At 61.3% G+C, this 19,017-nt stretch carries 18 protein-coding genes, 2 tRNA genes and 1 other RNA gene; 17 read left to right on the top strand and 4 right to left on the bottom strand.

What is annotated here, in order from left to right; all coding sequences use genetic code 11:
- Nucleotides 1-3: 3 nt before the first annotated feature.
- The 14 genes from folP to ACT9T4_RS05455 all read left to right on the top strand — a co-directional run bounded on the left by folP (nt 4) and on the right by ACT9T4_RS05455 (nt 13,375).
- Nucleotides 4-855 carry a dihydropteroate synthase gene (gene folP, locus ACT9T4_RS05520; RefSeq protein ID WP_082045829.1) on the top strand — a complete coding sequence of 284 codons (852 nt, stop codon included), beginning with the start codon at nt 4-6 and terminating at the stop codon, nt 853-855.
- A gap of 22 nt (nt 856-877) precedes the next feature.
- Entirely contained in the window at nt 878-2,215 is a 1,338-nt protein-coding gene (glmM, locus tag ACT9T4_RS05515; protein WP_499115912.1) for a phosphoglucosamine mutase, read from the top strand.
- A gap of 65 nt (nt 2,216-2,280) precedes the next feature.
- On the top strand, nt 2,281-3,036 hold the full coding sequence (gene tpiA, locus ACT9T4_RS05510) for a triose-phosphate isomerase (protein WP_042554895.1): 756 nt from the start codon (nt 2,281-2,283) through the stop codon (nt 3,034-3,036).
- 4 nt (nt 3,037-3,040) lie between these two features.
- Nucleotides 3,041-3,430, top strand: a complete 390-nt coding sequence (secG, locus tag ACT9T4_RS05505) for a preprotein translocase subunit SecG (protein ID WP_042554896.1) — start codon at nt 3,041-3,043, stop codon at nt 3,428-3,430.
- Between the two features lie 10 nt (nt 3,431-3,440).
- Nucleotides 3,441-3,526: transfer RNA gene (locus tag ACT9T4_RS05500), tRNA-Leu, on the top strand.
- A gap of 97 nt (nt 3,527-3,623) precedes the next feature.
- A tRNA-Thr gene (locus ACT9T4_RS05495) sits at nt 3,624-3,699 on the top strand.
- 126 nt (nt 3,700-3,825) lie between these two features.
- Entirely contained in the window at nt 3,826-4,284 is a 459-nt protein-coding gene (gene rimP / locus ACT9T4_RS05490; protein ID WP_042554897.1) for a ribosome maturation factor RimP, read from the top strand.
- A gap of 66 nt (nt 4,285-4,350) precedes the next feature.
- Nucleotides 4,351-5,832, top strand: coding sequence for a transcription termination factor NusA (nusA, locus tag ACT9T4_RS05485; protein ID WP_042554898.1), 1,482 nt, complete (start codon nt 4,351-4,353; stop codon nt 5,830-5,832).
- A gap of 26 nt (nt 5,833-5,858) precedes the next feature.
- Nucleotides 5,859-8,354: a translation initiation factor IF-2 gene (infB, locus tag ACT9T4_RS05480; protein WP_042554899.1), complete on the top strand. Its 2,496-nt coding sequence runs from the start codon at nt 5,859-5,861 to the stop codon at nt 8,352-8,354.
- A gap of 109 nt (nt 8,355-8,463) precedes the next feature.
- Complete coding sequence (rbfA, locus tag ACT9T4_RS05475; RefSeq protein ID WP_084304366.1) at nt 8,464-8,871, top strand: 30S ribosome-binding factor RbfA; 408 nt, start codon at nt 8,464-8,466, stop codon at nt 8,869-8,871.
- Nucleotides 8,872-8,875: 4 nt separating this feature from the next.
- The gene (gene truB, locus ACT9T4_RS05470) at nt 8,876-9,793 is read left to right on the top strand and encodes a tRNA pseudouridine(55) synthase TruB (RefSeq protein ID WP_499115909.1); all 918 of its coding nucleotides are present in this window, start codon (nt 8,876-8,878) and stop codon (nt 9,791-9,793) included.
- A gap of 140 nt (nt 9,794-9,933) precedes the next feature.
- Complete coding sequence (gene rpsO, locus ACT9T4_RS05465; RefSeq protein WP_042554902.1) at nt 9,934-10,203, top strand: 30S ribosomal protein S15; 270 nt, start codon at nt 9,934-9,936, stop codon at nt 10,201-10,203.
- Between the two features lie 189 nt (nt 10,204-10,392).
- Nucleotides 10,393-12,498: a polyribonucleotide nucleotidyltransferase gene (pnp, locus tag ACT9T4_RS05460; RefSeq protein ID WP_179539956.1), complete on the top strand. Its 2,106-nt coding sequence runs from the start codon at nt 10,393-10,395 to the stop codon at nt 12,496-12,498.
- A gap of 121 nt (nt 12,499-12,619) precedes the next feature.
- Entirely contained in the window at nt 12,620-13,375 is a 756-nt protein-coding gene (locus ACT9T4_RS05455) for a carbon-nitrogen hydrolase family protein (protein ID WP_499115908.1), read from the top strand.
- A 74-nt stretch (nt 13,376-13,449) separates the two neighbouring features.
- On the opposite strand, the gene ACT9T4_RS05450 is transcribed toward ACT9T4_RS05455, so the two are convergent.
- The 4 genes from ACT9T4_RS05450 to ACT9T4_RS05435 all read right to left on the bottom strand — a co-directional run bounded on the left by ACT9T4_RS05450 (nt 13,450) and on the right by ACT9T4_RS05435 (nt 16,817).
- Nucleotides 13,450-13,983, bottom strand: coding sequence for a BON domain-containing protein (locus tag ACT9T4_RS05450; RefSeq protein WP_179539957.1), 534 nt, complete (start codon nt 13,981-13,983; stop codon nt 13,450-13,452).
- On the bottom strand, nt 13,980-14,573 hold the full coding sequence (locus tag ACT9T4_RS05445) for a phosphoheptose isomerase (protein ID WP_042554905.1): 594 nt from the start codon (nt 14,571-14,573) through the stop codon (nt 13,980-13,982). Before ACT9T4_RS05445 ends, ACT9T4_RS05450 begins: the two co-directional genes overlap by 4 nt.
- 103 nt (nt 14,574-14,676) lie before the next feature.
- Nucleotides 14,677-15,042, bottom strand: a complete 366-nt coding sequence (locus ACT9T4_RS05440) for a YraN family protein (protein WP_042554906.1) — start codon at nt 15,040-15,042, stop codon at nt 14,677-14,679.
- Nucleotides 15,039-16,817, bottom strand: coding sequence for a penicillin-binding protein activator (locus ACT9T4_RS05435; RefSeq protein WP_499115907.1), 1,779 nt, complete (start codon nt 16,815-16,817; stop codon nt 15,039-15,041). Before ACT9T4_RS05435 ends, ACT9T4_RS05440 begins: the two co-directional genes overlap by 4 nt.
- 171 nt (nt 16,818-16,988) lie before the next feature.
- Here ACT9T4_RS05435 and rsmI point away from each other — a divergent pair, with 171 nt between their 5' ends.
- The 3 genes from rsmI (at nt 16,989) to mraZ (ending at nt 19,017) form a co-directional block, all read left to right on the top strand.
- A complete protein-coding gene (gene rsmI / locus ACT9T4_RS05430; protein WP_499115905.1) occupies nt 16,989-17,861 on the top strand; it encodes a 16S rRNA (cytidine(1402)-2'-O)-methyltransferase in 873 nt (290 codons plus the stop codon).
- Between the two features lie 41 nt (nt 17,862-17,902).
- Nucleotides 17,903-18,260, top strand: an RNA gene (gene rnpB, locus ACT9T4_RS05425) — RNase P RNA component class A.
- Nucleotides 18,261-18,561: 301 nt separating this feature from the next.
- Nucleotides 18,562-19,017 carry a division/cell wall cluster transcriptional repressor MraZ gene (gene mraZ, locus ACT9T4_RS05420; RefSeq protein ID WP_013792660.1) on the top strand — a complete coding sequence of 152 codons (456 nt, stop codon included), beginning with the start codon at nt 18,562-18,564 and terminating at the stop codon, nt 19,015-19,017.

Here is a 19,017-nt window from a genome sequence, read left to right as displayed (position 1 = left end):
TTCATGTCCCATGCAATACCCCGGAACCGGCTGCCTTGTGGCAGCCGGTTTCTTGATTTGACCCGTCCCCAGGTGATGGGGATCCTCAACGTAACCCCCGATTCGTTCTCCGACGGTGGCCGCTTCGCCATGCGCGACGCGGCGTTGCGCCATGCCGAAAGCATGGTGCTGGCCGGGGCGACGCTGATCGATGTTGGCGGTGAGTCCACTCGGCCGGGCGCCGATCCCGTGTCCGTGGAGCAGGAGCTCGCGCGCGTGGCACCCATGGTGGAAGCCATTGCCGCTGAGCTGGACGTGATCGTCTCCGTCGACACCTCGACGCCGGAAGTCATTCGCGAGTCGGCCAGGCTGGGTGCCGGACTGATCAACGACGTGCGCTCGCTACAGCGTGACGGTGCGCTTCAGGCGGCTGCTGACAGTGGCCTGCCGGTTTGCCTGATGCACATGCGTGGCGAACCCACGACCATGCAGCAGAGCCCGCAGTACGAGGATGTACTGGATGCCGTGGCGGACTTTCTGCGCGAGCGGCTGGCCGTCTGCGAAGCGGCGGGCATACCTGCGCAGCGCATCGTTCTGGATCCGGGTTTCGGTTTTGCCAAGACCCTCGAGCACAACCTCAGCCTGTTCCGCCGTATGCCGGCGTTGCAGGCTTTTGGTCTGCCGCTACTGGTAGGCGTTTCACGCAAGAGTATGATTGGCGCTGTGTTGGGTCGCGAGGTCGACGGGCGCCTGTATGGCAGTCTGGCCCTGGCGGCGTTGGCCGTTGCCAAGGGTGCGAGCATTTTACGCGTTCACGACGTGGCGGAAACCGTCGATGTGGTGCGCATGGTCGCCGCAGTCGAAGCGGCGCAGTAATCAGAAAAAGGGAGTTGTCGTTTTGAGTCGCAAGTATTTTGGCACCGACGGTATTCGTGGGCGCGTCGGTCACTATCCCATTACCCCCGACTTCATGCTCAAGCTCGGCTGGGCCGCGGGCATGGCCTTTCGCAAGCAGGGCAAGTGCCGGATTCTGATCGGCAAGGATACGCGCATCTCCGGATACATGTTCGAGTCGGCCCTGGAGGCAGGTCTGTCTGCTGCAGGTGCTGACGTCATGCTGCTCGGGCCGATGCCGACGCCGGCGATCGCCTACCTGACGCGTACCTTCCATGCCGAGGCGGGCATCGTCATCAGTGCATCGCACAACCCGCACCACGACAACGGCATCAAGTTCTTCTCCGGGCAGGGCACCAAACTGCCTGACGAGGTCGAGCTGATGATCGAAGAGCTGCTCGATGCGCCGATGACGGTGGTCGAGTCCGAACAGCTCGGCAAGGTATCGCGGATCAATGACGCCGCGGGGCGCTACATCGAATTCTGCAAGAGCAGTGTGCCGACCAGTACCGACTTCGCTGGCTTCAAGATCGTTCTCGATTGTGCCCATGGTGCGGCCTACAAGGTCGCGCCCGCCGTGTTCCAGGAGCTCGGTGCCGAAGTTTCGGTGCTTTCCGCTCAGCCCAACGGCCTGAACATCAACGCCGATTGCGGCTCGACCCATGTCGAAAACCTGCAGGCCGAGGTCGTGTCGCGCCAGGCGGATCTGGGTATCGCCTTCGATGGCGACGCCGATCGGGTGCTGATGGTCGATCACACCGGGGCTGTGGTGGACGGTGACGAACTGCTGTTCATCATCGCTCGTGATCTGCAGGCGCGTGGCAAGCTGCAGGGTGGGGTGGTCGGCACCCTGATGAGCAACCTGGGCCTCGAACTGGCCCTCGACGAACTGCAGATTCCCTTCGTGCGCGCCAATGTGGGTGACCGTTACGTGATCGCCGAGCTTCTGGAGCGCGGCTGGCAGCTGGGTGGCGAGAACTCTGGGCATCTGGTGTGCTTCCAGCACGTCACCACGGGGGATGCGATCGTCGCGGCGCTGCAGGTACTGCTCGCCATCCGTCGACGTGGGCAGAGCCTTGCCGAGGCGCGTCAGGGCCTGCGCAAGTGTCCGCAAGTGCTGGTCAACGTGCGTTTCGGAGGTGGTGTCGACCCGCTCAAACATCCCGACGTCCAGGCTGCCAGCGACAGCGTGACGGAGCGCATGGCCGGGCGCGGCCGGGTGTTGCTGCGCAAATCCGGTACCGAGCCGCTGGTGCGGGTGATGGTGGAGGGTGAGGACGAAACTCAGGTACGAGCCTATGCCAATGAATTGGCTGAGGTTGTCTCTCGAGTCTGTGTCTGATTCGGCTTGCCAGTCCACAATCGGTTGGGTAACATCTGCGCCCTCTTTGACCAACGAGGTAAAGCATGCGCCGCTCAATGGTTGCTGGTAACTGGAAAATGCACGGTACCCGCGCCAGTGTCGCAGAGCTGATCGATGGTCTGAATCGGCAGGTGTTGCCTGCCGATGTCGATGTTGCCGTGTTCCCTGTCAGTGTTCATCTCGGTCAGGTTGTCGAGGGATTGGCTGGTGTTGCCGTGTCGATTGGCGCGCAAGACTGTGCAGTCGAGGCGGGGCAGGGTGCGTTGACCGGAGAGGTGTCGAGCGAGCAATTGCGCGATGCCGGTTGCAAGCTCGTGCTGATCGGCCATTCCGAGCGTCGCCTGATTCTGGGTGATAGCGAGGAGCAGGTGGTGCGCAAGTTCGCGGCGGCCCAGGTTGCCGGGCTTGTTCCGGTTTTGTGTGTGGGGGAAACCCTCGAGCAGCGCGAAGCGGGTGAGACGCTTGCGGTCGTAGGGCGTCAGCTCGACAGCGTGATGGATGCGCTGGGTGTCGCGGTGCTTTCGAGTGCCGTGGTGGCGTACGAGCCGGTCTGGGCTATTGGTACCGGGCTGACGGCGTCGCCCGAGCAGGCGCAGGACGTGCATGCGGCGATTCGTGCTCGGGTCGCTGGCAAAGATGCGGATGTGGCGGGTGCTTTGAGAATTCTTTATGGCGGCAGTGTCAAGGCCGCCAATGCAGCCGAGCTTTTCGGCATGCCAGATATCGATGGGGGGCTTGTGGGTGGAGCCTCTCTGAATGCGGATGAGTTCGGTGCGATCTGTCGCGCTGCAGGAAACTAAGAATATGCTGGAAACAGTCGTTGTGGTTCTTCATCTGCTGGGCGCGATCGGTGTGGTTGTGCTGGTTCTGCTGCAGCAGGGTAAAGGTGCCGATGCAGGTGCTTCGTTTGGTGCTGGTGCTTCGAATACCGTTTTCGGTAGTCAAGGAACTACTACCTTTCTGAGTCGAGTTACTGCTATACTCGCCACCGCTTTTTTCATTACCAGCTTGGGTTTAGCTTACTTTGCTAATCAAAAGTCTGATACGCTTGGCCAGGCTGGTCTGCCTGATCCGGCAGTGATGGAAGTGCCGCAGGAAAGCAAGCCTGCAGCAGAAGATGTACCGGTGCTTGAGCAACAACAAGCGCCAGCTTCGGGGCAGCAAGACGTACCTCAAACCCCTGAAGAGCAGTAAGCGTTAATTTGCCGAGGTGGTGGAATTGGTAGACACGCTACCTTGAGGTGGTAGTGGCCATAGGCTGTAGGGGTTCGAGTCCCCTTCTCGGTACCAATTGAACAGAAGAGCCCGCAGCATGCGGGCTTTTCTGTTTCTGGGGGTTGGTTGACCCGCGGGGCGGTTCAGCCGTATAATCCGCTCCCAGTTTTGAAGCGGGATGGAGCAGTCCGGTAGCTCGTCGGGCTCGTCGCCCGAAAGTCGCTGGTTAACTCCAGCACCCGCATCCAGTTGTAGCGGAGCCCCTTTCAAGGGGCTTTTTGCTAGCTGGTTGACAGATTTGCCGTCGCACGGACGGTTTTATGGATGGGCGTTTCGCCCATTTTTCATTTGCACAGCATGCGCGAGGGGTTCGGGTGTCGAGCAAGCTAGAACAGTTGCAGGCCTTGGTGGCCCCGGTAGTCGAAGCGCTTGGCTACGAGTGCTGGGGTATCGAGTTCCTGTCTCAGGGGCGGCATTCGCTGCTGCGTATCTACATCGATCATGCCAATGGCGTTCTCATCGACGATTGCGAGAAAGTCAGTCGGCAGATCAGCGGTGTTCTCGATGTCGAGGATCCCATTGCGGCGGAGTACACCCTCGAGGTCTCGTCGCCAGGCATGGATCGACCGCTGTTCACGTTGGCGCAGTTCGCCAGTCACGCCGGCGAGCAGGTAAAAATCAAGTTGCGCTCGCCGTTCGAAGGGCGCCGCAACTTTCAGGGTCTGCTCCGCGGTGTGGAGGAGGAAGACGTGGTGGTGCAGGTGGATGACCACGAGTTCCTTTTGCCGATCGATCTGATCGACAAGGCCAACATTATCCCCCGGTTTGATTGAGACACGGATCCCGCGGGATTCGCGGAATGCGTGGATCCCAATGGATTGCGAAAGGCGAGGCGTACGATGAGCAAAGAAGTACTGCTGGTTGTTGAGTCGGTATCCAATGAAAAGGGCGTACCGGCCGCTGTGATTTTCGAGGCGCTCGAGTTGGCGCTGGCCACAGCGACCAAGAAACGTTTTGAAGATGAAGTCGAACTGCGCGTGGCGATCAATCGCCAGAGTGGCAGCTATGAGACCTTCCGTTGCTGGACCGTTGTCGAGGAAGAACACTTCGACGATCCCGCGCATCAGGTGACCACCGACATGCCGCGTGCTGTCGAGGCGAATGCCAAGGTCGGTGATGTACTCGAAGAAAAGATCGAGTCCATCGAGTTCGGGCGCATCGCTGCGCAGACCGCCAAGCAGGTCATCGTGCAGAAAGTGCGCGAGGCCGAGCGTGCCCAGGTCGTCGAAGCCTATCGCGAGCGTCTTGGCGAGATCATCGCCGGCACCGTGAAAAAGGTCACCCGTGACAATGTCATCGTCGATCTGGGTGCCAACGCTGAAGCGTTGCTGGCTCGCGAAGACATCATCCCGCGTGAAACTTTCCGAGTCGGCGTGCGCTTGCGTGCCCTGCTCAAGGAAATCCGCACCGAGAACCGCGGCCCTCAGCTGATTCTGTCGCGTACCGCGCCGGAAATGCTGATCGAGCTGTTCCGCATCGAAGTGCCGGAAATCGCCGAAGGCCTCATCGAGGTCAAGGCTGCTTCTCGTGATCCGGGCTCGCGAGCCAAGATCGCGGTGCGTTCCAAGGACAAGCGTATCGACCCGCAGGGTGCCTGCATCGGTATGCGCGGTTCGCGTGTGCAAGCGGTTTCCGGCGAGTTGGTCGGTGAGCGCGTGGACATCGTGCTGTGGGACGACAACCCTGCGCAGTTCGTCATCAACGCCATGTCGCCGGCCGAAGTCGCGGCGATCATCGTTGACGAAGACGCTCACGCCATGGACATCGCCGTTGGCGAAGACAACCTGGCGCAAGCGATTGGCCGTGGTGGTCAGAACGTACGCCTGGCCAGCCAACTGACCGGCTGGACGCTGAACGTGATGACCGAAGCGGACATTCAGGCCAAGCAGCAGGCCGAGACCGGCGACATCCTGCAGAGCTTCATCGACGAGTTGGAAGTCGACGAAGAGCTGGCCCAGGTGCTGGTCGAAGAAGGCTTCACCAGCCTGGAAGAAATCGCTTACGTGCCGATGGAAGAGATGCTCAGCATCGATGGTTTCGACGAAGAAATCGTCAACGAACTGCGCTCGCGAGCGAAGGATCGTTTGCTGACCAAAGCCATCGCCACAGAAGAAAAGCTGGCAGACGCCCAGCCGGCCGAAGACCTCCTCGAAGTCGAGGGTATGGACAAAGGCCTGGCGCAGGAACTGGCAGTGCGCGGTGTGGTTACCCGCGAAGACCTGGCCGAGCAGTCTATTGACGACCTGCTCGACATCGACGGCATCGACGAAGAGCGTGCCGGCAAGCTGATCATGGCCGCCCGAGCCCACTGGTTCGAGTAAGTTTTACGGCCTGAGGAGAGAAGTGCATGACGCAAGTCACGGTGAAAGAACTGGCCCAAGTGGTCGACACACCGGTAGAGCGCCTGCTGCAGCAGATGCGAGAGGCGGGTTTGCCGCACAGCAGTGCCGAGCAAGTTGTCACCGATAACGAGAAGCAGGCCCTGCTTGCTCATCTGAAGAGCAGCCACGGCGAGAAGAAAGCCGACGCGCCGCGCAAGATTACCTTGCAGCGCAAAACCACCAGCACCCTGCGGGTCGCTGGCAGCAAGACCATCAGTGTTGAAGTGCGCAAGAAGAAGACCTTCGTCGAGCGCAGCAACGAAGAGATCGAAGCCGAGAAGCAGCGTGCGCTCGACGAGCAGCGTGCCGCGGCGGAAGCCGTTCGCCTGAAGGCCGAGGAAGAAGCCAAGCGCAAAGCCGAAGAAGAGGCCAAGCGCCAGACGTCTTCGCCAGCCGCCGAGCAGGCGCCTGTGGTTGAAGCCGTCGCGCCGACGCCGACCATTGCCCCTGTCGCAGCCCCTGCTGCCGATGAGCGCAAGAAGGACGAGCCGCGTCGCCCTGACAAAGCCCGTAACGACGACGCTGATCGCCGTGGCGGTGATCGCAAGACCACCCAGCATCGCCCGACCGTCAAGGAAAAGGCGCCTGCTCCACGTGTCGCTCCGCGTACCACCGACGAAGAAAGCGATGGCTTCCGTCGTGGTGGCCGTGGCAAGGCCAAGCTGAAGAAGCGCAACGCTCACGGTTTCCAGAGCCCAACCGGCCCTATCGTGCGCGAAGTGAAGATCGGCGAGACCATCACCGTGGGCGACCTCGCCCAGCAGATGTCGGTCAAGGCTGCTGAAATCATCAAGTTCATGTTCAAGCTGGGTACGCCGGCGACCATCAACCAGGTGCTGGATCAGGAAACTGCCCAGCTGGTTGCTGAAGAACTGGGCCACAAAGTGACCCTGGTCAGCGATACCGCGTTGGAAGACTCCCTGGCCGAGTCCCTGAAGTTCGAGGGTGAAACGTTCTCTCGCGCTCCAGTGGTGACCGTCATGGGTCACGTCGACCATGGTAAGACCTCGCTGCTCGACTACATCCGTCGCGCCAAGGTTGCTTCCGGTGAAGCGGGTGGTATCACCCAGCACATCGGCGCCTACCACGTGGAAACCGAGCGCGGCATGGTTACCTTCCTCGATACCCCGGGTCACGCCGCATTTACCGCGATGCGTGCCCGTGGTGCCAAGGCTACCGATATCGTGATTCTGGTTGTCGCGGCGGACGACGGCGTGATGCCGCAGACCATCGAAGCCGTTCAGCACGCTGTGGCTGCCGGTGTACCGCTGGTTGTCGCCGTGAACAAGATCGACAAGCCGGGCGCCGATCTCGATCGCATCCGTAGCGAACTGTCGGTGCATGGCGTGACCTCGGAAGAATGGGGCGGTGACACGCCGTTCGTACCTGTCTCGGCCAAGGTCGGTACCGGTGTGGACGAGCTGCTCGAGGCTGTTCTGCTGCAGGCCGAAGTTCTGGAACTCAAGGCAACCCCGTCGGCCCCAGGCCGCGGTGTGGTGGTCGAGTCCCGTCTGGACAAGGGCCGTGGTCCGGTCGCTACCGTACTCGTCCAGGACGGTACGCTGCGTCAGGGCGACATGGTGCTGGTCGGTTCGAACTATGGCCGCATCCGCGCCATGCTCGACGAGAACGGCAAGCCGATCAAGGAAGCTGGTCCGGCGATTCCAGTCGAGATCCTCGGTCTCGACGGTACACCGGAAGCCGGTGACGACATGACTGTCGTCGCTGACGAGAAGAAAGCGCGTGAAGTTGCGCTGTTCCGTCAGGGCAAGTTCCGCGAAGTGAAGCTGGCGCGTGCCCATGCTGGCAAGCTGGAGAACATCTTCGAGAACATGGGTCAGGAGGAGAAGAAGACGCTCAATATCGTCCTCAAATCCGACGTCCGTGGCTCGCTGGAAGCGCTGCAGGGTTCGCTCGGCGGTCTGGGTAACGACGAAGTGCAAGTGCGCGTCGTCGGTGGCGGGGTGGGTGGTATCACCGAGTCCGACGCCAACCTGGCACTGGCTTCCAACGCCGTACTGTTCGGTTTCAACGTGCGTGCCGATGCGGGCGCTCGGAAAATCGTCGAGCAGGAAGGTCTGGACATGCGTTACTACAACGTCATCTACGACATCATCGAGGACGTCAAGAAGGCGCTCACCGGTATGCTCGGCAGTGACGTTCGCGAGAACATCCTCGGTATCGCCGAAGTCCGTGACGTGTTCCGTTCGCCGAAGTTCGGTGCGGTCGCCGGTTGTATGGTGGTCGAAGGTACCGTTTACCGTAATCGTCCGATCCGCGTATTGCGCGACGACGTGGTGATCTTCGAAGGCGAGCTGGAATCCCTGCGTCGCTTCAAGGACGATATGGCCGAAGTGCGTAACGGCATGGAGTGCGGTATCGCTGTGAAGAGCTATAACGACGTCAAGGTCGGCGACAAGATCGAAGTGTTCGAGAAAGTCCAGGTGGCTCGCAGCCTGTAATCGCGAGTCGCAACACGCAACGCCCGGCCCCGCATTCGCGCGGCCGGGCGTTTGCCGCTTTTGAGTCCGATGCTTTTTCAGGCGTCGAGGCGAGTGGAAGGTAGCAAAGATGGCAAAAGACTATAGCCGTGCCCAGCGCATCGGCGACCAGATTCAACGCGAGTTGGCGCAGCTGATTCGCACCGAAGTCAAAGACCCGCGCCTGGGTGGCCTGGTAACCGTCACGGCGGTCGACGTCAGCCGCGACGCCAGCCATGCCAAGGTGTTCGTCACCATCATGGGCGCCGAGCCGCAAGAAGGTGTCGACCCTATCGTGCAGAGCCTCAAGGTGCTCAACGACGCCAGTGGTTTCCTGCGCATGCAGTTGGGCAAGGCGATGAAGCTGCGTAGCGTGCCGAACCTGCGCTTTCACTACGATGAGAGCGTGATTCGCGGTGCTCAGCTGTCGGCGCTCATCGAGCGTGCGGTGACCGAGGACAGCAAGCACGGCGACACCGATACCGAAGCCAAGGAGTAACTACGTGGCTCAGGTAAAACGTATTCGTCGCAAGGTCGACGGCATCATCCTGCTCGACAAGCCCAAGGGCTTCAGCTCCAACGCTGCACTGCAGAAGGTGCGCTGGCTGCTCAATGCCGAGAAGGCCGGACATACCGGCAGCCTTGATCCATTGGCGACTGGTGTGCTGCCGCTGTGCTTCGGCGAGGCGACCAAGTTCTCCCAGTACCTGCTCGATGCCGACAAGGGTTACGAGACGGTCATGCAGCTTGGCGTCACCACCACCACGGCCGATGCCGAGGGTGAGGTGCTCGAGCGTCGTGACGTGAATGTCGCGGCGGCCGATATCGAAGCGCTGTTACCGCGTTTTCGTGGCGACATCAGCCAGATCCCGCCGATGTACTCGGCACTCAAGCGCGACGGCCAGCCGCTTTACAAGCTGGCGCGGGCAGGAGAAGTAGTGGAGCGCGAGGCGCGTTCTGTTACTATTGCGCGCCTGGAGTTGCTCGACTGTGCCGCCGACAAGGCGAGCCTGGCGGTCGACTGCAGCAAAGGGACCTATATCCGTACCCTGGTCGAGGACATCGGTCAGTTGCTGGGGTGTGGTGCTCACGTCGCGGAGCTGCGTCGCGTCAAGGCCGGTCCGTTCGGTCTGGTGCAGACGGTCAGCCTCGAAGAGCTCGAGCGTGTGCATGCCGAAGGTGGCAACGAGGCGGTTGATCGCTTCCTGCAACCGGTGGACAGTGGCCTCGAACATTGGCCGCTGCTGAGCTTCTCGGAGCACAGCTCGTTCTATTGGCTGCAAGGGCAGCCCGTCCGTGCGTCGGACGCGCCGAAGTTCGGCATGGTGCGGGTACAAGATCACAACGGTCGCTTCATCGGTATCGGTGAAGTGAGCGAAGACGGGCGCATTGCGCCGCGTCGTCTGATTCGGTCTGCATGACCGTGGCGAGTCGCTCAAACGGCTCGTATCGAGGGTGGCTGTCAATAGGCACGGTCATTGCTCCTTTAAAAACACGGGAAGCGATTCCCGGCCTATTGAGACTGTCGTTCACGACAATCTCCAGATGAGAGGATGCCCACATGGCACTCAGCGTTGAAGAAAAAGCTCAGATCGTTAACGACTACAAGCAAGCCGAAGGCGACACCGGTAGCCCGGAAGTTCAGGTTGCTCTGCTGTCCGCTAACATCAACAAGCTGCAAGGCCACTTCAAGGCCAACGGCAAAGACCACCACTCGCGTCGTGGCCTGATCCGTATGGTCAACCAGCGTCGTAAGCTGCTGGATTACCTGAAGGGTAAAGACACCAGCCGTTACAGCGCCCTGATCGGTCGCCTGGGTCTGCGTCGCTAAGCAATGCTTATGCGCCGTTGACCGCAAAAGCTGGAAGTGGGCTCGCCCCGCTTCCAGCTTTTGCGTTTATGCTTCACCCGTTTTATGGCTTCAGCCATTTTGGACAGCGCCGGGCCGATTCCCGAAGCGACTGCCCACGAATTCGCAAGAAACCGTTTCCCCAAAGGCAACAGAGAGAAGGAAAACACCGTGAACCCGGTAATCAAGAAATTCCAATTCGGTCAGTCGACCGTCACCCTCGAGACTGGCCGTATCGCCCGTCAAGCCTCCGGCGCAGTGCTGGTCACCGTTGACGACGACGTCGCCGTACTGGTCGCCGTAACCGGCGCCAAATCTGCCGACCCGAGCAAAGGCTTTTTCCCCCTGTCCGTGCACTACCAGGAAAAAACCTACGCTGCCGGCAAGATCCCGGGTGGCTTCTTCAAGCGTGAAGCGCGCCCGAGCGAGAAAGAAACCCTGACCTCGCGTCTGATCGATCGCCCGATCCGTCCGCTGTTCCCGGAAGGCTTCCAGAACGAAGTGCAGGTCATCTGCACCGTGATTTCCACCAGCAAGAAAACCGATCCGGACATCGCTGCGATGATCGGTACGTCGGCTGCCCTGGCAATCTCCGGTATTCCGTTCAATGGTCCGATTGGCGCTGCGCGCGTCGCTTTCCACCCGGAAACCGGCTACCTGCTGAACCCGAACTACGAGCAGCTCAAGGCCTCCAGCCTGGACATGGTCGTGGCCGGCACCAAAGACGCGGTACTGATGGTCGAATCGGAAGCCAAAGAGCTGACCGAAGACCAGATGCTGGGTGCCGTGCTGTTCGCCCATGACGAATTCCAGGTGGTTATCCAGGCCGTTACCGAGCTGGCTGCCGAAGCCGCCAAACCGACTTGGGACTGGCAGCCGAAAGCGGAAAACACCTCCCTGCTGTCGGCTATCCGTAGCGACTTCGGTGACGCGATTTCCCAGGCTTACACCATCACCATCAAGCAAGACCGTTATGCGCGTCTGGGCGAGCTGAAAGATCAGGTGGTCGCCAAGTTCTCCGGTGAAGAAGGCCAGCCTTCTGCCGGTGAAGTGAAAGAAGCCTTCGGCGAAATCGAATACCGCACCGTGCGCGAGAACATCGTCAACGGCAAGCCACGTATCGATGGTCGTGACACCCGTACCGTGCGTGGCCTGAACATCGAAGTCGGTGTGCTGGACAAGACCCACGGTTCGGCGCTGTTCACCCGCGGCGAAACCCAGGCGCTGGTCGTTGCCACCCTCGGTACCGCCCGTGACGCACAGCTGCTGGACACCCTCGAAGGCGAGCGTAAAGACCCCTTCATGCTGCACTACAACTTCCCGCCGTACTCGGTGGGCGAGTGTGGCCGCATGGGCGCCACTGGTCGTCGTGAAATCGGCCACGGCCGTCTGGCTCGTCGTTCGGTACAGGCCATGCTGCCAGCTGCCGACGTGTTCCCGTACACCATTCGCGTGGTCTCGGAAATCACCGAGTCCAACGGTTCCAGCTCCATGGCTTCGGTTTGCGGTGCTTCCCTGGCGTTGATGGACGCTGGTGTACCGATGAAGGCGCCGGTCGCCGGTATCGCCATGGGTCTGGTCAAGGAAGGCGAGAAATTCGCCGTTCTGACCGACATCCTCGGCGACGAAGATCACCTCGGCGACATGGACTTCAAAGTGGCCGGTACCGCCAATGGCGTCACCGCGCTGCAGATGGACATCAAGATCCAGGGCATCACCGAAGAGATCATGGAAATCGCTCTGGGCCAGGCCCTGGAAGCGCGCCTGAATATCCTCGGCCAGATGAATCAGGTCATTGCTCAATCCCGTAGCGAACTGTCGGCCAACGCGCCAACCATGATCGCCATGAAGATCGACCAGGACAAGATTCGCGACGTCATCGGTAAAGGCGGCGCCACCATCCGCGCGATCTGCGAAGAAACCAAAGCCTCGATCGACATCGAAGACGATGGCTCGATCAAGATCTTCGGCGAAACCAAGGACGCTGCAGAGGCCGCGCGTCAGCGCGTTCTGGGCATCACCGCGGAAGCCGAGATCGGCAAGATCTACGTCGGCAAGGTTGAGCGCATCGTCGACTTCGGTGCCTTCGTCAACATCCTGCCGGGCAAGGACGGTCTGGTGCACATCTCCATGCTCAGCGATGCGCGTGTCGAGAAAGTCACCGACATCCTCAAGGAAGGTCAGGAAGTCGAAGTGCTGGTACTGGACGTCGACAACCGCGGCCGCATCAAACTGTCCATCAAGGACGTCGCTGCTGCCAAGGCTTCGGGTGTCTGATCCGGGCTAACGCCGCTGCTACGAGAAAGCCAGTCAGGGTGACCTGACTGGCTTTTTTATTGCCGCTCGTTTTTGCATTTGCAGGCGCTGCGTTAATGTGGCGCTTTTCGCGGAGAAGCTCATGGCATCACCTATTCTGGTAGCGGCTCAATGCGCGGTGCAGGCTGGCGATCTCGCTGCCAACCTTGCTCTGCATCTGGATTTCATGCGGCGCGCTCGCGAGCTGGGCGCGGCCCTGATTGTCTTCCCCGAACTATCGCTTAGCGGATACGAGCCAGCTCTTGCCTCTGCGCTGGCGCAGACCGCTGACAGTCCTTTGCTCGACCCGTTGTGCAGCCTGGCCATAGAGGCTGCGATGACGGTCGTGGTCGGTTTGCCGCTGCGTGTCGCTGGCCATGACAAGCCGCAGATCGCTGCCTGCATTCTTCATCCTGACGGCTCACGTGCCATCTACACGAAGCAATATTTGCACGCGGGCGAAGAGCAGTTTTTCATCGCAGGCCAAGGTGGTGCGCTACTGCTTATTGAGGACAACTTGGTGGCCTTGTCGGTGTGTGCCGATTTCGCCCATGGCGATCATCCCGCACAAGCTGCTGAGCATGGCGCGCAGGTGTATGCGGCCAGTGTTCTTATCGGTGAAGGCGGTTATCCCCGCGACAGCGCGCTGTTGCAAGGCTACGCACAGCATCACGCGATGGCGGTGCTGATGGCCAATCATGGTGGCCCGACGGGAGGCTGGGCTGCAGCGGGGCGCAGTGCGTTCTGGAATGAGCAGGGGAGCTGTATCGTATCGACGGCGGGAGTGGGCAATCGCCTGCTGGTCGTCTCCAGGCAGCCGGATGGATGGCACGGGCGTGACATTGCGTTATCCGGTTGATGCCTAAAAGCCAGATATAAAAAACGCCAGTCAGGGTATGCCTGGCTGGCGTTTTCGTTGGGGCGCTGTGCTGATCAGTCGGTGTACTGGAACAGCTTGATGATCTTCTGTACACCCGAAGTGCTCTGCACCACGTTGCTCGCGGCGTTGGCCTCCTGACGGCTGACCACGCCCAGCAGGTAGACGACGCCGTTTTCGGTGATGACCTTGATACGGCTGCCAGGAACGCCGCTGTCGGCGAGCATCTGGGTCTTGATCTTGGTGGTCAGCAGCGAGTCGTTGCTGCGTGCCAGCAGCGAGCTTGGCTGCTGAACCTGCAGTTCGTTGTGTACCTTGCGCACGCCTTGCACGGTGCGCGCGGCCTGCTCGGCAGTGCTCTTCAGTTCAGCGCGCGGAGTTTGCCCGGCGATCAGGATCACGCCGTTGTAGCTGGTCACCACGATGTGCGAGGTGGGGCTGGCCAGGTCGGCGTGGGCGCGGGTGATGGCGTTGGCGACATCGGGGCCGACGAACTGGTCGTCGATCTTGTTGCCGATGCTGCGGCTGCCGCAACCGCCAAGGATCAGGCTGATTGCCAAGGCGGCGAAGATCAGTGGTGAACGGGTCATTCTTCACTCCCAAACAGTTGACTGTCGATAAGGTCGCACAAGCAGTGGATGGCCAGCAAATGGACTTCCTGAATGCGTGCCGTGACCTTGGACGGCACGCGAATTTCCACATCTTCGGGGAGCAGCAGCGAGGCCATGCCGCCGCCGTCGCGGCCGGTCAGGGCGACCACGGTCATTTCCCGATCGTGGGCGGCCTGAATGGCCTGGATCACGTTGGCCGAATTGCCGCTGGTGGAGATCGCCAGCAGCACGTCGCCAGGTTGGCCCAGTGCACGAATCTGCTTGGAGAAGATTTCGTTGTAGCTGTAGTCGTTGGCGATCGAGGTGATCGTCGAGCTGTCGGTGGTCAGTGCGATGGCAGGCAGGCTCGGGCGCTCGCGTTCGAAACGGTTGAGCAGTTCCGAAGAGAAGTGCTGAGCATCGCCAGCGGAACCGCCGTTGCCGCAGGAGAGAATCTTGCCTTCGCTGAGCAGTGCCTGAACCATCACCTGGCTGGCGTGTTCGATGAAGGGCGGCAGCACCTCCATCGCGTGGTGCTTGGCTTCGATGCTGGCTTGGAACAGCTGGCGAATACGGGCTTGCATATCCATGTGGATGTTTGACCTTGACTGTAACGGTACGCCGAGCCGTGTGGCGCGCAGCGCTGTCGTTGAAAATTGGCGGTGAACCGGAGCTGTCGCAGCAAGCCGGGGCTCAGCTGTCGAAGGCGTTCCTGATCCACTCCAGTGGTGCGGGTTTGCCATGGCCTATGGCTATGACATCGAAACGACAAGGATGTTTGGCCCAGCGCTTCTCTTGCTGCAGAAACTGTGTCGCCGTGGCGATCAGCTTGTCGCGCTTGCGCCTGTCGACACTCTCGATCGCACCGCCCCAGGCGCTGTGCTTGCGGTAGCGCACTTCGGCGAATACTACTGTATCGCCGTCGAGCATGACCAGATCGAGTTCGCCACGCTGCCCCCGCCAGTTCTGGGCAATGGGCTGCAGGCCGTGAGTTTCGAGATGCTCGCGGGCGAGGGCTTCAGCCGCCCGCCCGCTGGCATGTCGTGGGTCGTCGCTCAAAGCGGTGTGTCGGGCAGGCGCTGGATTTGCCCGCCACGGATTTCCGCCCAGGGCAGTTGGCGCTCGACCCGCTGCGCCGGGTTGAGGCTCAGGCTGCCGGAGAGGCCATCGACACGGCTGTCCGGCAGAGCCTTGAGCTGGCCCAGGCGCGGCGCCAGGCGGAAGGCGTCGACGCCCATGGCGTACAAGCGGCCCATGCTGCCACCAGCCTGCGGCCACTGATTATTGACCTGCTGGCGCAGTGGGTCGTTGGCGTCCAACAGCCAGGGTGTTTCGCAGAAGCGAATGCCGTCGAGGTCGCGGTACTGGGCGGCGTTCATGCTGCCGTTGAACAGGTGCGAAGTGGCATAGACCGGTACTTCGCCAGCGTACTGGTAGGCCAGGGTCGGTTTGATCTGCTGAGCCTGTTGCGGGGTGGCGGCAAGGAAGATGAAGTCGACATCCTGGCGGCGGCTGGGCGCGGCGCCGGAAGTCGAGCCGCTGCCGCTGAGCTGGAACAGGTTGGCGATCTGCCGGGCCATGTCCACCGGCTGGTCGATGTGTTCGGCGCCGAGAAAGGTGCCGCCAGCGGCCTGCCAGCTCTGCTGGAACGCGGCCAGGACGCGGTCGCCCCAGTCACCTTTGGGGACCAGTGCCACGGCGCTGCGCTTGCCATCGGCCCAGGCGCGGCGGGCGACTTCACGGGCTTCGTCTTCGGCTGCCAGGCCGAACTGGAACAGTTGATCCGGGCTTTCCGCGCTGGCTTCGCTGTAGTTGAGGGCCAGGGTGGTGATCGGCAGTTGCTCGCGATTGCCCAGTTGGGTCACCAGGTTCTTCTCGAGCGGGCCGACCACCAGTTGCACGCCATCGGCCTGCGCCTGGCGGTAGAAATCATCCAGGGAGGTCAAACGGGCGCTGTCGTACAGCTGGATTTGCGGCTGCTTCTCGCCGCTTTGCTGGGCCTGGTAATGGGCGGCGAGGAAGCCGTCACGCAGGGCGCGGGCCACGGATGCCAGTTGGCCTTCCTGAGGCAGCAGCAGGGCGATCTTCTCCAGCGGCTGGCTGGACAGCGCCTGCAGGTCGGCCAGGGCCTTCGGCAACTGCTGGGCGGCGGGGTGGTTGGGGTGTTGAGCCAGCCAGTTATCGATGGCGCCTTGCTGTTGTTGCAGGGTACCGACCGTCTTGGCCACCTGCGCCAACGACAGCCAGCCCGCCAGATCGGCATCGTCAGCGCTGGGCGCCGGCTCGGCCGGCAGGCTGGAGACCAGGCTCCAGATTCGATCCTGGTTGCGCTGTGCCTCGTCGCCGCTGAGCAGCGGCGCGATGAATACGCGCTCGCGAGCTGCAGCAAGAATCTGGCCGTCCTTCTCGAGTGCGTTGGCGCGGGTCAACTGTGTGCGTGTCTGCTGCTCGACCGGCAGTTCACCGAGGCGCTCGAGGCTGGGATGGGCGAGGGCGCTGAGCGCCGACTTGGCATCGTTGCGGGTCAGGGCCAGTTCGGCAGCGAGCGTGCTGGCGAAGATCTGCTGGGCCGGCTTCAGGGTCTGCAGGTCGACCTGGGCGAGAATACCGCTGGCGCGCTCGGCGTTGCCTTGCTTGTAGGCCAGGTCGGCGGCGGTGAGGCGCAGCAATTGCGCGTCTTCGCTCTGGCTGGTACCGGCCTGCTGGAGCATCTGCTCGAGGCTGGCTTGAGGTGTGCGAGGCAGTTCGCCGAGGTTGGAGGTGGGCGAGCTGCTGCAGGCAACGAGCAAGCCGGCAAGGCAGAGTGCAGAGAGCGGACGCAGGCAGGCGATCATGTAAGCGATTCCGGTTCTTGAGCAAATGAACGCGCAATTGTACCCAAGGCACGCCGCCGGCGCGATCTCGAAGGTGTTAACGGGTGCGCAGACAGCGGTATCGCCTGTCGCGAACCCCTCGTTTGTCGCACGCGTTACAATGGGCGCTTTCCGATTAGATGAGGCGCCGCCGTGACTGCTAGTGAAGCTCCCCGTTCCACCACGGGCACCTTGTTCGTGGTGGCGACGCCTATCGGCAATCTCGATGACCTCAGCACGCGGGCGCTCAAGGTGCTGAACGGTGTTGCGCTGATCGCCGCCGAGGATACCCGGCATTCCGCGCGCCTGATGCAGCACTTCGGTATCGGCACGCAGCTGGCTGCCTGCCACGAGCACAACGAGCGTGACGAGGGCAGCCGCTTTCTCGAGCGTCTGCGGGCGGGCGAGGATGTCGCATTGATTTCCGATGCCGGCACGCCACTGATCTCCGATCCCGGTTATCACCTGGTGCGGCAGGCGCGTGCTGCGGGTATTCGCGTGGTGCCGGTGCCGGGCGCTTGCGCGTTGATCGCCGCCTTGTCCGCTGCCGGGTTGCCTTCCGATCGTTTCGTCTTCGAAGGTTTTCTGCCCTCCAAGAGCGTGGGGCGGCGTACCCGTCTGGAGCTGGTGCGCGAAGAGCCGCGCACGCTGATCTTCTATGAAGCGCCGCACCGCATTCTCGAATGCCTGCAGGACATGCGCGACGTGTTCGGTGGCGAGCGCCAGGCGCTGTTGGCGCGTGAGCTGACCAAGACCTTCGAAACCCTGCAGGGGTTGCCACTCGATCAGTTGTGCGAATGGGTGGCGGCAGATGCGAATCAGCAGCGTGGCGAGTGTGTGGTGCTGGTGGCGGGCTGGCAGGCGCCCGAAGAGGAGGCCGCGGTCAGTGTCGAAGCGCTGCGCGTGCTCGATCTGCTGCTCGCCGAGTTGCCGCTCAAGCGTGCGGCGGCACTGGCCGCGCAGATCACCGGGGTGCGCAAGAACCTGCTTTATCAGGCCGCGTTAGAGCGTCAGCAGGACGTTTGAACTTGTTCTCAGCGTATCCCTGCGGTTACCCTAGTCGGCGGAGAGTCGATCGGACAGTCGCTGCCGTGCTTCGTTCGCGAAGTGTGGGGGAGGAAAGTCCGGGCTCCATAGGGCGGAGTGCCAGGTAATGCCTGGGGGGCGTGAGCCTACGGAAAGTGCCACAGAAAATAACCGCCTAAGCGCTTCGGCGCCGGTAAGGGTGAAAAGGTGCGGTAAGAGCGCACCGCACGGCTGGTAACAGTCCGTGGCTAGGCAAACCCCACTCGGAGCAAGACCAAATAGGGTTCCATTGGCGTGGCCCGCGCTGGAACCGGGTAGGTTGCTAAAGACGTACAGTGATGTCCGTCGTAGAGGAATGACTGTCCTCGACAGAACCCGGCTTATAGATCGACTCTCCACCTCCTTTCGCTTTACGCTCCATCCTCTCGTTTCTAATACCGAAAAGATCTTACTCTTAACAAACTACTTTAAGTTTGTGGGGTAGGCGTCTGTATGTCTTTGTTTTTACCCCGACTCTCGCTCCGAGAGCTCAGTCCCGCTCCCTCCTTTAACCGCTAAATCTCCGTTCTATAAGGACTTTTCCGTTCTGGCGCGCCTTGACGGTGGGGTATGCGCGTTCCTATAGTGTGCCCCGGTGGTGAAAAGTGGCATGAAGTGGGTTTTTTTGGATGCAGATGGCTAATTAAGGGGAAACGCAGCAGTGTTTCGCGGAGCTAACGCCATAAGTCTCGACGCCAAAGGGCGACTCGCGATGCCTAGCCGGTATCGGGACGAGCTCGTGTCGCGTTCGGCTGGCCAGCTCATCGTTACCATTGATGCCATCGATCCCTGCCTGTGTGTCTACCCGCTGCCGGAGTGGGAAATCATCGAGAACAAGCTGCGTGAGCTGGCGTCCTTCCGTGAGGAAAACCGCCGCCTGCAGCGTTTGCTGATTGGTAATGCCGTCGACCTCGAGCTGGACGGTAGTGGTCGTTTTCTGGTTCCGCCGCGTTTGCGCGAGTACGCCAAGCTGGATAAGCGCGCGATGTTGGTGGGGCAGCTAAATAAATTTCAACTGTGGGATGAGGACTCCTGGAATGCCGTGGCAGACGCCGATCTGGCCGCCATCAAGCAACCGGGTGCTCTTTCCGATGACTTACGTGACCTGATTCTGTGA

Source organism: Pseudomonas sp. SZ40 (assembly GCF_052958135.1).
The sequence above is the reverse complement of the archived record's forward strand: the minus strand, read 5'-3'. Positions and strand labels throughout refer to the sequence as shown.

Excerpts from the sequence above, each read along its gene's own strand:
- folP (WP_082045829.1), top strand. The coding sequence starts at position 4 with ATGTCCCATGCAATACCCCGGAACCGGCTGCCTTGTGGCAGCCGGTTT.
- tpiA (WP_042554895.1), top strand. The coding sequence starts at position 2,281 with ATGCGCCGCTCAATGGTTGCTGGTAACTGGAAAATGCACGGTACCCGC.
- secG (WP_042554896.1), top strand. The coding sequence starts at position 3,041 with ATGCTGGAAACAGTCGTTGTGGTTCTTCATCTGCTGGGCGCGATCGGT.
- nusA (WP_042554898.1), top strand. The coding sequence starts at position 4,351 with ATGAGCAAAGAAGTACTGCTGGTTGTTGAGTCGGTATCCAATGAAAAG.
- infB (WP_042554899.1), top strand. The coding sequence starts at position 5,859 with ATGACGCAAGTCACGGTGAAAGAACTGGCCCAAGTGGTCGACACACCG.
- rbfA (WP_084304366.1), top strand. The coding sequence starts at position 8,464 with ATGGCAAAAGACTATAGCCGTGCCCAGCGCATCGGCGACCAGATTCAA.
- rpsO (WP_042554902.1), top strand. The coding sequence starts at position 9,934 with ATGGCACTCAGCGTTGAAGAAAAAGCTCAGATCGTTAACGACTACAAG.
- ACT9T4_RS05455 (WP_499115908.1), top strand. The coding sequence starts at position 12,620 with ATGGCATCACCTATTCTGGTAGCGGCTCAATGCGCGGTGCAGGCTGGC.
- ACT9T4_RS05450 (WP_179539957.1), bottom strand. The coding sequence starts at position 13,983 with ATGACCCGTTCACCACTGATCTTCGCCGCCTTGGCAATCAGCCTGATC.
- ACT9T4_RS05445 (WP_042554905.1), bottom strand. The coding sequence starts at position 14,573 with ATGGATATGCAAGCCCGTATTCGCCAGCTGTTCCAAGCCAGCATCGAA.
- ACT9T4_RS05435 (WP_499115907.1), bottom strand. The coding sequence starts at position 16,817 with ATGATCGCCTGCCTGCGTCCGCTCTCTGCACTCTGCCTTGCCGGCTTG.